Origin of the sequence: Pseudomonas fildesensis (genome assembly GCF_001050345.1) — a bacterium.
Lineage (GTDB): Bacteria > Pseudomonadota > Gammaproteobacteria > Pseudomonadales > Pseudomonadaceae > Aquipseudomonas > Aquipseudomonas fildesensis.
Map to the genome: position 1 here is coordinate 571,848 of NZ_LFMW01000007.1, position 11,988 is coordinate 583,835.

General features: G+C 61.3%; 12 protein-coding genes. 5 read left to right on the plus strand and 7 right to left on the minus strand.

What is annotated here, in order from left to right:
* Positions 1 to 19: 19 nt before the first annotated feature.
* Complete coding sequence (locus ACR52_RS13085; RefSeq protein ID WP_048724629.1) at positions 20 to 781, minus strand: YdcF family protein; 762 nt, start codon at positions 779 to 781, stop codon at positions 20 to 22.
* Positions 782 to 879: 98 nt separating this feature from the next.
* Entirely contained in the window at positions 880 to 1,197 is a 318-nt protein-coding gene (locus tag ACR52_RS13090; protein WP_048724631.1) for a hypothetical protein, read from the minus strand.
* Between the two features lie 262 nt (positions 1,198 to 1,459).
* Between ACR52_RS13090 and leuS the strand changes: the two genes are divergently transcribed.
* The 5 genes from leuS (at position 1,460) to ACR52_RS13115 (ending at position 7,523) form a co-directional block, all read left to right on the plus strand.
* Positions 1,460 to 4,066 carry a leucine--tRNA ligase gene (gene leuS, locus ACR52_RS13095; protein WP_048724633.1) on the plus strand — a complete coding sequence of 869 codons (2,607 nt, stop codon included), beginning with the start codon at positions 1,460 to 1,462 and terminating at the stop codon, positions 4,064 to 4,066.
* Positions 4,067 to 4,154: 88 nt separating this feature from the next.
* On the plus strand, positions 4,155 to 4,760 hold the full coding sequence (locus tag ACR52_RS13100; protein ID WP_048724635.1) for an LPS-assembly lipoprotein LptE: 606 nt from the start codon (positions 4,155 to 4,157) through the stop codon (positions 4,758 to 4,760).
* A 39-nt stretch (positions 4,761 to 4,799) separates the two neighbouring features.
* Positions 4,800 to 5,837: a DNA polymerase III subunit delta gene (gene holA / locus ACR52_RS13105; RefSeq protein WP_048724637.1), complete on the plus strand. Its 1,038-nt coding sequence runs from the start codon at positions 4,800 to 4,802 to the stop codon at positions 5,835 to 5,837.
* Positions 5,838 to 5,971: 134 nt separating this feature from the next.
* Positions 5,972 to 6,136 (plus strand): alternative ribosome rescue factor ArfA, encoded by a 165-nt coding sequence (arfA, locus tag ACR52_RS13110; RefSeq protein ID WP_003176285.1) that lies wholly within the window; start codon positions 5,972 to 5,974, stop codon positions 6,134 to 6,136.
* A gap of 61 nt (positions 6,137 to 6,197) precedes the next feature.
* The gene (locus ACR52_RS13115; protein ID WP_048724641.1) at positions 6,198 to 7,523 is read left to right on the plus strand and encodes a lytic murein transglycosylase; all 1,326 of its coding nucleotides are present in this window, start codon (positions 6,198 to 6,200) and stop codon (positions 7,521 to 7,523) included.
* Between the two features lie 179 nt (positions 7,524 to 7,702).
* Here ACR52_RS13115 and ACR52_RS13120 read toward each other — a convergent pair whose 3' ends face one another.
* The 5 genes from ACR52_RS13120 to ACR52_RS13140 all read right to left on the minus strand — a co-directional run bounded on the left by ACR52_RS13120 (position 7,703) and on the right by ACR52_RS13140 (position 11,917).
* Positions 7,703 to 8,635, minus strand: coding sequence for a S66 peptidase family protein (locus ACR52_RS13120; protein ID WP_048724643.1), 933 nt, complete (start codon positions 8,633 to 8,635; stop codon positions 7,703 to 7,705).
* An 88-nt stretch (positions 8,636 to 8,723) separates the two neighbouring features.
* Positions 8,724 to 9,725 (minus strand): lipoyl synthase, encoded by a 1,002-nt coding sequence (gene lipA, locus ACR52_RS13125; protein WP_161799299.1) that lies wholly within the window; start codon positions 9,723 to 9,725, stop codon positions 8,724 to 8,726.
* Between the two features lie 26 nt (positions 9,726 to 9,751).
* Positions 9,752 to 10,399, minus strand: a complete 648-nt coding sequence (lipB, locus tag ACR52_RS13130; RefSeq protein ID WP_048724648.1) for a lipoyl(octanoyl) transferase LipB — start codon at positions 10,397 to 10,399, stop codon at positions 9,752 to 9,754.
* Positions 10,399 to 10,674 (minus strand): DUF493 domain-containing protein, encoded by a 276-nt coding sequence (locus ACR52_RS13135; RefSeq protein ID WP_048724650.1) that lies wholly within the window; start codon positions 10,672 to 10,674, stop codon positions 10,399 to 10,401. Before ACR52_RS13135 ends, lipB begins: the two co-directional genes overlap by 1 nt.
* 85 nt (positions 10,675 to 10,759) lie before the next feature.
* A complete protein-coding gene (locus ACR52_RS13140; protein ID WP_048724652.1) occupies positions 10,760 to 11,917 on the minus strand; it encodes a D-alanyl-D-alanine carboxypeptidase family protein in 1,158 nt (385 codons plus the stop codon).
* Positions 11,918 to 11,988 lie beyond the last annotated feature (71 nt).

Genomic DNA, 11,988 nt, shown 5'->3' on the forward strand with positions numbered 1-11,988 from the left:
GGAACGATCAACAGAGGTGTTATCGGTAAAACAACCGATAACCCACCTGACCCACCGCCTCATTAAGCAACTGCCCGCTCTGCCATACCGACTTGAACTCCGGCATCCAACCGCCCAGCGGCCGGGCGTTGTCCACGCCCAAGAACCCTACCGGCGCCGGTACAACGGTGAATCCGGCCCGCTCAAAACTCCAGACCGAACGCGGCATGTGCCATGCCTGGGTGACCACGACCACACGCTTGATGCCCTCGGGCAATAGAATCCCGGCGCTCATCTGCGCGTTTTCCCAGGTGGTACGGCTGCGCTCTTCCTTCCAGCGCACCGTAACGCCGAAGTCATCCTGCATTGATACGGCCATCAACTCAGCCTCGCTGGGCGGCGTACCGTAGTGCAAACCTCCGCTGGTCAGCACCGGCAGCCCAGACGCCTTGGCCAATCGCGCAGCATAGCGCTGACGCTCAAGCCCGACGCCCGTAGGCTGGTCCGAACCCCAGGCTGGATCACCGCGCTCGCGTCCCGAGCCTAATATCACAATGGCATCAGCGCGCTGGGCCAGGGTCGACCAGTCCTCACGCGCCAACGGCAATTCGGTCTCCAGCGCCTGGGCGCCCCACTCCACCACCACCGGCAGGCTCATCAGCCACATCCCGCCCAATCCGAGGGCAAAGCAGCATCCCGCCAGGCGCGGTCGAGTGCGGCGAAACCACCAGGCAAGGGCCAGCAACAGCAAGAGAATGCCGGGCGGCAGCAACAGTTGTTTGATGAAGTAACGAATAGGCATCGGGCATCTCCACAGATGCCCGAAGCCTAAGGCGTAACAGGGTTTAGAGACAATCCTTACGAGAACAAGTGATCATCAGGCAGCAAAGGGGGCGTGCATTACTTGAACCGTACGGCCCGAAGCTTTTCGGGGCCGCGACCGGCTGAGAAGTCCTTGAGCCACACCACCTTGGCCGATTGCGCGGGCTGACTGCGTGGCGGGGGAGCCACGCCGTTCGGCGCCGAGCGTTCATTCCTTTCCAGGTAAGCCTTGATCAATTCCAGCTCCGCGTGGCTCAAGCCTCGCAGCTCCAACTCAACGGGCCATTCATCACGCAATCGGCCCGCTGTACTTGCTGCATCCAATGCACGACCCAAACGGTCGATCAGTCCTTGGTAAACATCCGGTTTCGATAACATTCGCTGCGATTCCACCATCCCCTCACCTCATTGAAGATAAGACTCACTCCCCAATAAACAGCGTAGCCCCCATGGCTGCGCCTGCCCGGCGCCGCGACAGACGGCCGCGACCGTGCAATCAGGGTTTCCCTCGATAGAGTGGGGTCATGTATGCTACGGCGCTTCCTGTAACTCCACTTCCCGCAGGGTTTGGGCACGGACGCGCCGCTTTTTGGTGTCGATCAACCCGGACAGTGCAACGAAGAGGATTAGGCCACCCCTATTCAGTTCAAAAGTAGCCATGCACGAACAATATCAGCCCCGTGAAATAGAAAATGCCGCCCAAACCTTCTGGGACGAGCAAAAGTCCTTTGAAGTCAGTGAACAGCCAGGCAAGGAGACTTTCTATTGCCTATCGATGTTCCCTTACCCCAGCGGCAAGCTACACATGGGGCACGTGCGTAACTACACCATCGGCGACGTGATTTCCCGCTACCAGCGCATGCAAGGCAAAAACGTCCTGCAACCCATGGGTTGGGACGCCTTCGGCATGCCGGCGGAAAACGCCGCGATGAAAAACAACGTGGCTCCCGCCAAGTGGACCTACGAAAACATCGCCTACATGAAGACCCAGCTGCGCAGCCTGGGCCTGGCGGTGGACTGGTCCCGCGAAGTCACCACCTGCAAGCCGGATTACTACCGCTGGGAACAATGGCTGTTCACTCGCCTGTTCGAAAAAGGCGTGATCTACCGCAAGAACGGCACCGTGAACTGGGACCCGATCGACCAGACCGTCCTGGCCAACGAGCAAGTGATCGACGGTCGCGGCTGGCGCTCCGGCGCGCTGATCGAAAAGCGCGAAATCCCGATGTACTACTTCAAGATCACCGCTTATGCGGATGAACTGCTGTCGGGCCTTGACGACCTGCCGGGCTGGCCTGAACAGGTCAAGACCATGCAGCGCAACTGGATCGGCAAATCCAAGGGCATGGAAGTACAGTTCCCCTACAACGTCGACTCCATCGGCGCAGCGGGTACGCTGAAAGTCTTCACTACCCGTCCAGATACCCTGATGGGCGCGACGTACGTCGCCGTGGCCGCTGAACACCCGCTCGCCACCCAGGCCGCACAGAACAACCCTGAGCTGCAGGCGTTCATCGCCGAATGCAAAGGCGGCAGCGTGGCCGAAGCCGACGTCGCCACCCAAGAGAAAAAAGGCCTGCCGACCTCGCTGTTCGTCGAGCACCCGTTGACCGGTGAAAAACTGCCGGTTTGGGTCGCCAACTACGTGTTGATGCACTACGGCGATGGCGCAGTAATGGCCGTGCCGGCACACGACGAGCGCGATTTCGAATTCGCCACCAAGTACAACCTGCCGATCAAATCCGTGGTACGCACCCGCTCGGGCGACACCAACCTCGCCCCGTGGCAGGACGCCTACGGCGAGCACGGCGAACTGATCAACTCCGGCGAGTTCAACGGCCTGGACTTCGAAGGCGCCTTCGACGCCATGGAAGTCGCGCTGATCAAGAAAAACCTCGGAGCCTCGCGCACCCAGTTCCGCCTGCGCGACTGGGGCATCAGCCGCCAGCGCTACTGGGGCTGCCCGATCCCGATCATCCACTGCGACACCTGCGGTGACGTGCCGGTACCGGAAGACCAACTGCCGGTGATCCTGCCGGAAGACGTGGTGCCGGACGGCGCCGGTTCGCCGCTGGCGCGCATGCCCGAGTTCTACGAGTGCAGCTGCCCTAAATGTGGCGCGCCTGCCAAGCGTGAAACCGACACCATGGACACCTTCGTCGAGTCCTCGTGGTACTACGCTCGCTACGCCTCGCCGCACTATGAAGGCGGCCTGGTGGAAAAATCCGCAGCCGACCATTGGTTGCCGGTGGATCAGTACATCGGCGGTATCGAACACGCCATTCTTCACCTGCTGTATGCGCGCTTCTTCCACAAGCTGATGCGCGACGAAGGCTTGGTGAGCTCTGATGAACCGTTCAAGAACCTGCTGACCCAGGGCATGGTGGTCGCCGAGACTTACTATCGCCGCGAAGCCAATGGCGCCTACACCTGGTTCAACCCGGCGGACGTGGAGCTTGAGCGTGACAGCAAAGCCAAGGTCATCAGCGCCAAGCTGATAGCCGACGGCCTGCCGGTAGAAATCGGTGGCACCGAGAAGATGGCCAAGTCGAAGAACAACGGCGTCGACCCACAGTCGATGATCGACCAGTTCGGGGCAGACACCTGCCGCCTGTTCATGATGTTCGCCTCGCCACCTGACATGAGCGCGGAATGGTCCGACTCCGGCGTCGAAGGTTCGCACCGTTTCCTCAAGCGCGTCTGGCGCCTGGCGCACGCTCATGTCAGCCAGGGCTTGCCCGGCAAGCTGGACGTGGCGGCCTTGAGCGACGAGCAGAAAGTCATTCGCCGCAGCACCCACCTGGCCATCAAGCAAGCCAGCCAGGACGTTGGCCAGCACCACAAATTCAACACCGCCATCGCCCAGGTGATGACGCTGATGAACGTGCTGGAAAAAGCGCCGCAGGCTACCGAGCAGGACCGCGCGTTGATTCAGGAAGGCCTGGAAACGGTCACCCTGCTGCTGGCCCCGATCACGCCGCACATCAGCCACGACCTGTGGAGCCGTTTGGGCCACAGCGAAGCGGTCATTGATGCCCGCTGGCCCGTACAGGATGACAGCGCCCTGGTTCAGGACACGCTGCAACTGGTGATCCAGGTCAACGGTAAACTGCGTGGCCAGATCGACATGCCTGCCAGCGCCAGCCGTGAAGACGTAGAGGCGGCCGCGCGCATCAACGAGAACGTGCTGCGGTTTACCGAAGGCCTGACGATCCGCAAAGTGATCGTGGTGCCTGGCAAACTCGTTAACATCGTCGCTAGCTAATCGGATCGGGCGCCGGGTTTGAGCCCGGCGCCGAACAAAACCTCCAGGGCCTCGATAAGGCCCACATGGTTTCAAGGGGAGCAACAAAATGATCAAACGCAATTTGCTGGTGATGGGCCTTGCCGTGTTGTTGAGCGCTTGCGGCTTCCAGCTGCGCGGTACCGGCACCCAAGAACTGGCGATCAAGGAATTGGACGTCAGCGCCCGCAACGCCTATGGCGAAACCGTGACGCAACTGCGCCAGGTACTGGAAAGCAGCGGCGTGCACGTCTACACCGGCGCGACCTACAAGCTGTTCCTGGCGGACGAGAAAGAAACCCAGCGTAACCTCAGCTACGCCAGCGCCGGCCGTGCATCGGACATCGAGTTGAGCACCGAGCTGACCTTCCAGGTTCAGGGTCGTGACCAATTGCCGTTGATGGGCGACAAGATCCAGGTCCAGAAGGTCGTGAGCCACGACGGCAACAACCTGGTGGGCTCGGATTCGGAAATCATCCAGGTGCGCAAGGAAATGCGTCGCGAGCTGGTCCAGCGCATGATCCTGCGCCTGCAATTGCTGTCGCCGCAGCAGCTTGAAATCCTGCAACGCACTGCCGACGACAAGGCCAAGGCTGATGCCGACGCACTGAAAGCCGCGCAAGAGTACGAAAACAACACGCCGAAACAATCGCCTGTTGAAGTGCCTGCCGAGTAAGCCAGACGGGGCGCCTTTGGCGCCCCGTTCGCCCCGCCTATGAAACTCGCCCCCGCCCAACTCGCCAAACACCTGCAAGGTGGCCTCGCGCCTGTCTATATCGTCAGCGGTGATGACCCGTTGCTGTGCCAGGAAGCCGCAGACGCCATTCGCACCGCCGCGCGCCAGCAAGGCTTCGATGAACGCCAGGTATTCAGCGCCGATGCCAGTTTCGACTGGGGTACGCTGCTGCAGGCCGGGGCGAGCATGTCGCTGTTTGCCGAAAAACGCCTGCTCGAACTGCGCCTGCCATCGGGCAAGCCCGGCGACAAGGGCGCGGCCGCCTTCATGGAATACTGCGCGCGGCCTGCCGAAGACACGGTATTGCTGATCAGCCTGCCCAAGCTCGACGGCAGCGCGCAGAAAACCAAGTGGGGCAAGGCGTTGGTGGAGGGGGCACAGACCCAGTTCATCCAGATTTGGCCGGTGGACAGCAATCAGTTGCCGCAGTGGATTCGTCAACGCCTGTCCCAGTCGGGGCTGTCAGCGACTCAAGACGCTGTAGAGCTGATCGCCGCCCGGGTCGAGGGCAACTTGCTTGCCGCCGTCCAGGAAATCGAAAAACTCAAGTTGATGGCCGAAGACGGGCAAATTACCGTTGAAACCGTCCAAGGAGCGGTGGCTGACAGCGCACGCTTTGACGTGTTCGGGCTGGTGGACGCGATCCTCAATGGTGAGCCCGCCCATGCCCTGCGCATGCTCGAAGGGTTGCGTGGCGAAGGCGTGGAGCCACCGGTGATTCTCTGGGCGTTGGCCCGGGAACTGCGGGTGCTGGCCAATATCGCCCTGCAATTCAGCCAAGGCACGCCGCTGGACAAATGCTTCAGCCAGGCCAAACCCCCGGTGTGGGACAAACGTAAACCCCTGATGAGCAAAGCCCTGCAACGGCACACAGCGCAACGCTGGGCGCAATTGTTGCTGGAAGCGCAGCGCATCGATGCGCAGATCAAGGGCCAGGCGGCTGGCTCGCCGTGGATGAGCCTGAGTCGTTTGTCGCTGTTGATGTCCGGCCAACGCCTGACGTTGCCGGCTGAATAAAGTCTCTCTTAAAAACACCGCCCCTCCCACATGTTGACCGCGTTTACATTTCAAAAACCTTGTCAGGCTTTACAGCAGCCAGACTTCGGCAGATGATTTGCACCGCTGTATCCCATCTGAAGAGAGTACCGATCATGAGCAAAAAGCCATCCAAGCATGGCCCCAACAAGGCCAAATCCATCATCGCCCAGCCACTGTTCCGCAGCCGTCAGGAACGCGCCGGCAAGGGCAAAGGCAGCTACCGCCGCGAAGCCTTCCAGTCTAATAGCTGGGAGGCTTCTTACTTTCTGGCTGCCTGAAGGCAAGCGCCCCTCCGGCATGATAAGGTCTGCACTTGATTTGTAATCCCTGGACCTGTGCATGCTCTCTAGTCTTTCCCGTCGTTGGCACCTGCGCCAATTGATCGCTGCCTCCAGCCTCATTCTGCTTGTCGCCTGCGCGGAAAAACCAACCGCCGCGGACGCTCAACCCCTGCCAAAGCTTCAGACCGCTCCGGCCGTTGCGCCCGCTATCGTGGCCCCATTGGCCGTGGACAATCTCGACATCCAGCCGACCCAGACCTTTGCCGAATGGCAGGCCGGTTTCCGCGTGGAAGCCTTGAAAGCCGGGATCACACCTGCGGTCTTTGATAACGCTTTCGCCAACGTCAGCCCGGACATGGGCGTGATCCGCGCTGACCGCAGCCAGCCGGAATTTTCCCGCCCGGTGTGGGAGTACCTCGACGGCGCCCTGTCGCCGCTACGCGTGCGTAATGGCCAGGCACTGCTGATCAAGTACGCCGATACCCTGCAAAGCATCGAACAACGGTATGGCGTCGACCGCCAGGCGCTGGTATCGGTGTGGGGCATGGAAAGCAACTTCGGCCAGTTTCAGGGCAATAACTCGGTGATCCGCTCCCTGGCGACCCTGGCCTACGAAGGCCGTCGCCCGGCGTTTGCCCAGGCGCAATTGCTGGCGGCGCTGCAAATCATCCAGCACGGCGATATCCAGGCCGACCAGATGAAAGGCTCCTGGGCCGGCGCGATGGGCCAGACCCAATTTATTCCGACCACCTACAACACTCACGCCGTCGACTTCGATGGCGACGGTCGCCGCGACATCTGGAACAGCCCGGCCGACGCCCTCGCCTCTACCGCGCACTACCTGCAAAGCTCCGGCTGGCAGAAAGGCCAGCCGTGGGGCTTCGAGGTGAAACAACTGCCGGCGAACTTCGATTACGCGCTGGCTGACGGTAGCGTGCGCAAGACCATTGCCGAATGGATGAGACTGGGTATTCAACTTCCAGCCGGCGCCAGCATGCCGGCCAACGTAGACCAACTGTCCGCAGCGCTGCTGCTACCGGCGGGCTACCGTGGCCCGGCATTTCTGGTGCTGGATAACTTCCGCGCGATCCTCAAGTACAACAACTCGTCGTCCTATGCACTGGCGGTGGGTTTGCTGTCGGAGCGCTTTGGCGGGGGTGGTGTGATTCGGGGTGACTGGCCTAAGGATGAACTGCCGCTGAGCCGTTCCCAGCGCATCGATTTGCAGACGGCTCTGAGCAGCAACGGCTACGACGCGGGCAACCCGGACGGGATCATTGGCGCGAACACGCGCAAGGCGATTCGGGCGGCGCAGCAAACGCTGGGCTGGCCGGCGGATGGGTATCCGACGGTGAAACTGCTGGAATCTCTACAACACCGCTGACCCCAGACGATCGTTCCCGCGCTCCGCGTGGGAATGCATCTGGTGACGCCCTGCGTCATGACGTTGCGAGCGGACGCGGAGCGTCCAGGGCGGCATTCCCACGCAGAGCGTGGGAACGATCATAAACGCGGGGCAAGCCCGCTCGCCACAAGAAGCCCGCCCGCCACAACAACACCGTGTCAGGCCTTGAACACCACATCCTGTTCCAGAACCAACTGCTTTTCCCCAGCATCCAGCCGCACCCGCGCGCCCATCGGTAACGTCAGGTTCGGATCACAATGCCCACTGCGCCAGCCGGACAACACCGGGATACACAGCGGTTCAAAAGTCTGTTTCAGCAGGCGCTCCAGCGCAGCGTTATCCACGCCCGCCACATCCCCCACTAACACACCGGCAACCTGGGCCAGCTTGCCCGCCAGACGCAAGTGCGTGAGCAGGCGGTCGATGCGGTAGATCGGCTCGTTGACGTCTTCGATAAACAGGATGATACCCTCGGCATCGATCTCGAATGGCGTGCCCATAACCGCCGCAATCATCGACAGATTGCCCCCCAGCAGGCGCCCACAGGCGACGCCAGGCTCGATGGTGGTCAACGGGTAGGCCACCGGGTGCGCCAACACTCCGCCAGCACCCAATTGGCCGCGCAGCAGGCTGAACAGTGCTGCCTCGGTGGGAGGCTGCTTGTCGCCAAGCAGGTCGGCATTGAGCATGGGGCCGTGGAAGGTCACGAAACCGGCGTAGCGGTTGATTGCCAGGTGCAAGGCGGTGATGTCGCTGTAGCCTACGAAAGGCTTGGGGTTTGCGCGCAGCAGGTCGAAATCCAAACTGTCCAGCAGGCGCGGTGTGCCGTAGCCGCCTCGCAGGCAGAAGATCGCATCGATTTCGGGGTTCGCAAAGGCTGCATGCAGGTCGCGCAGGCGCACATCATCGCTGCCGGCGAGGTAGCCGTCGCGTTCATATACGCCAGAGAATATACGGAGTTCGTGGCCACGGGCGCGCATCCATTGGCCGGCTTTTTCGACGTCCAGCGTGGCGGGGCCGGCGGGGGCGATCAGGGCAATGGTGCCTTCTGGGCGAAGGGCTGGAACCGCAGTGCTGGATTGACTTGTCATCCATTGGACTCACAGATCGATGGGGCTGCTGCGCAGCCCAGCGGGAGCAAGCTCCCTCGCCACAGAAGCCCGCCCCGACACCAATGGGTTACGAAACCAGGCTTGCCTTGACCAGCTTGGCCTGCTCGTCAGCGTGGTACGAGGAACGTACCAGCGGGCCCGAGGCGACGTTCTTGAAGCCCATCTTGTAACCTTCCTCGGCGAACCAGGCGAAGACGTCCGGGTGCACGAAGCGCTGTACCGGCAAGTGGCTGCGGGAGGGCTGCAGGTACTGGCCCAGGGTCAGCATGTCGATGTCGTGTTCGCGCATGCGCTTCATGACCTCGATCACTTCTTCGTCGGTCTCGCCCAGGCCCAGCATCAGGCCGGATTTGGTCGGGATGTGCGGCATCATCTGCTTGAATTTTTGCAGCAGGGTCAGCGACCACTGGTAGTCCGAACCCGGGCGAGCGGCCTTGTACAGGCGTGGCACGGTTTCCAGGTTGTGGTTGAACACATCCGGCGGCTCGGCAGCGGTGATTTCCAGCGCGACGTCCATGCGGCCACGGTAGTCCGGGACGAGGGTTTCAAGCATCACGTTCGGTGACAGCTTGCGGATTTCGCGGATGCAGTCGGCAAAGTGCTGGGCACCGCCATCACGCAGGTCGTCGCGGTCTACCGAGGTGATCACTACGTATTTGAGTTTCAGGTCGGCGATGGCGATGGCCAGGCTTTCCGGCTCGTTGACGTCCAGAGGCTTCGGCCGGCCGTGGCCAACGTCGCAGAACGGGCAACGACGGGTGCAGATGTCACCCATGATCATGAAGGTCGCGGTGCCGCCGGAGAAGCACTCGCCCAGGTTCGGGCAGGACGCTTCTTCACACACGCTGTGCAGCTTGTGTTTGCGCAGCAGGGCCTTGATACGGTCGACTTCCGGCGAGATCGGGATGCGCACGCGGATCCAGTCAGGCTTTTTCGGCAGTTCGGTGGTAGGAATGATCTTCACCGGGATGCGTGCAACCTTCTCGGCGCCGCGCAGCTTGACGCCGGCTTCCACCTTGGCACGCGGGGCCGGGGCCGGACGCTCGGTGATGTCCAGCGTCGGGATCATGGTTTGCACTGCATCAGTAGTCATAATCAGTCGATTCCGCCCGTGAGGGTCGTCTGCTCAGCATAGTCGAGGTGTTTGACGAGCTGCGCACGCAGCCGGGCACTTACCTCGGCAAATTTAATCGGTGTGGCATGGTCGCTCAGTTGGGTCATCGCCAGCCCGGCATAGCCGCACGGGTTGATGCGCTGGAACGGCGCCAGGTTCATGTCCACGTTCAAGGCCAGGCCATGAAACGAACAACCGTGGCGAATCCGCAGCCCCAGCGAGGCGATTTTCGCGCCATCCACATACACACCGGGTGCATCGGGCTTGGCCGCGGCGGTCACGCCGTAACTGGCCAGCAGCTCGATCAGGCAAGCCTCCATGCGGCTCACCAGGTCACGCACGCCAAACCCAAGCTTGCGCACGTCCAGCAGCAGGTACGCCACCAGTTGACCCGGGCCATGGTAAGTCACTTGACCCCCTCGGTCGACCTGCACCACCGGAATATCGCCCGGCAGCAGCAGATGCTCGGCCTTGCCAGCCTGGCCCTGGGTGAACACCGGCGGGTGTTCCACTAGCCAGATTTCATCCGGGGCAGAGGTGCCGCGCTCGTTGGTGAAGCGCTGCATGGCGTGCCAGACGGGCTCGTAGTCCATCTGGCCGAGCTCGCGAAAGCCCAGGACCTGTGACATCACAGCACCATGTGCACGAAGCCGGTGGCCCGCAGTTCGCTGTTGATGTCGTAGAGCTGGTCTTGACCGATTGCAACGATGTGCAATTGGATCGTGGTGTATTTGCCTGTGGAGCTGGATCGCTCGTCCACACGCTGATCATTGATTGTCGCGTGCTTACGCACAATCTCGAGGATCAAGTCTTTGCGGCCTACGCCGGTATCGCTGATTATCTTGATCGGATAGTCCACCACCGGGAATTCGATCTTTGGCGCCTTTACTTCGGTATCGGTCATGGCGTAACGGCCTCGTAAGCGTAAGCCGTGGCGACGGGCAAAGCCCCGTGTCGGATTAACACGGGGCTTTGCAGGTGCACACTTATCAGTTGAACAAGCTGTAGAAGAATAGACGGATGCTATCCCACACGCGGCGGAAGATACCACCTTCGTCGACGGCGTCCAGCGCGATCAGGTCAGCGCTATGCACCACCTTGTCGTCCAGTTTCACTTCGACTTTACCGATCACGTCACCCTTGGCGATTGGGGCAACCAATTGCGGGTTCATGGTCATGCTGGCAGCGAGCTTTTTCAGCTGGCCTTTAGGCATGGTCAGGGTCAGGTCTTCAGCCAGGCCGGCCTTGACTTGCGAGGTAGCGCCTTTCCATACCGGCGCGGTCGCCAGCTCAGCACCCTTCTGATAGAAGGTCTGGGTTTCGAAGAAGCGGAAACCGTAGGTCAGCAGTTTTTGCGTCTCGGCCGCGCGGGCCTGCTCGCTGTTGGTGCCGAAGACCACGGCGATCAGGCGCTGGCCATCACGTACCGCGGACGACACCATGCAGTAGCCGGCTTCGTCGGTGTGGCCGGTTTTCAGACCGTCGACGGTCTTGTCACGCCACAGCAGCAGGTTGCGGTTAGGCTGCTTGATGTTGTTCCAGAAAAATTCCTTCTGGGAGTAGATCGCATAGTGCACCGGGTCGACACGAATGATCGCGCGTGCCAGGACCGCCATGTCGTGAGCCGACGAGTAGTGCTCAGGGTTCGGCAGACCGGTCGGGTTCATGAAGTGGCTGTTGGTCATGCCCAGGTCGGCCACGGTTTTGTTCATCATGTCGGCGAACGCGTCTTCGCTGCCGGCGATGTGCTCGGCCAGGGCGACGCTGGCGTCGTTACCGGACTGGATGATGATGCCGTGCAGCAGGTCGCTGACAGTAACCTGCGAGCCCACCTTGATGAACATCCGCGAACCGCCGGTACGCCAGGCGTTTTCGCTGACGGTCACCGGATCGTTTTCGCCGATCTGGCCGCGACGGATTTCCAGGGTCGCGATGTAGGCAGTCATCAGCTTGGTCAGGCTGGCTGGTGGCAGGCGCTGGTCACCGTTGCTCTCGACCAGCACGTTGCCACTGGCGGCATCCATGAGGACCCAGGACTTGGCGGCCAGTTGCGGGGAAGCCGGCACCATTTCAACCGCCCAGGCGGCCGGGGTGATGATCAGCGAAAGAAGCAGGCACGTACGTTTGGCTAAGGTGGTGATGTTCATCCGTCTCTCGAAATTACTTATGGAAACTTGCCCTCGCGGGCAAAACTTATTCAGACAGCCCGTTGCCAGAC

Bases quoted from the DNA above. Each gene is read 5' to 3' on its own strand.
- ACR52_RS13085 (WP_048724629.1), bottom strand. From the start codon at position 781: ATGCCTATTCGTTACTTCATCAAACAACTGTTGCTGCCGCCCGGCATT.
- ACR52_RS13090 (WP_048724631.1), bottom strand. From the start codon at position 1,197: ATGGTGGAATCGCAGCGAATGTTATCGAAACCGGATGTTTACCAAGGA.
- leuS (WP_048724633.1), top strand. From the start codon at position 1,460: ATGCACGAACAATATCAGCCCCGTGAAATAGAAAATGCCGCCCAAACC.
- ACR52_RS13100 (WP_048724635.1), top strand. From the start codon at position 4,155: ATGATCAAACGCAATTTGCTGGTGATGGGCCTTGCCGTGTTGTTGAGC.
- holA (WP_048724637.1), top strand. From the start codon at position 4,800: ATGAAACTCGCCCCCGCCCAACTCGCCAAACACCTGCAAGGTGGCCTC.
- arfA (WP_003176285.1), top strand. From the start codon at position 5,972: ATGAGCAAAAAGCCATCCAAGCATGGCCCCAACAAGGCCAAATCCATC.
- ACR52_RS13115 (WP_048724641.1), top strand. From the start codon at position 6,198: ATGCTCTCTAGTCTTTCCCGTCGTTGGCACCTGCGCCAATTGATCGCT.
- ACR52_RS13120 (WP_048724643.1), bottom strand. From the start codon at position 8,635: ATGACAAGTCAATCCAGCACTGCGGTTCCAGCCCTTCGCCCAGAAGGC.
- lipA (WP_161799299.1), bottom strand. From the start codon at position 9,725: ATGATCCCGACGCTGGACATCACCGAGCGTCCGGCCCCGGCCCCGCGT.
- lipB (WP_048724648.1), bottom strand. From the start codon at position 10,399: ATGTCACAGGTCCTGGGCTTTCGCGAGCTCGGCCAGATGGACTACGAG.
- ACR52_RS13135 (WP_048724650.1), bottom strand. From the start codon at position 10,674: ATGACCGATACCGAAGTAAAGGCGCCAAAGATCGAATTCCCGGTGGTG.
- ACR52_RS13140 (WP_048724652.1), bottom strand. From the start codon at position 11,917: ATGAACATCACCACCTTAGCCAAACGTACGTGCCTGCTTCTTTCGCTG.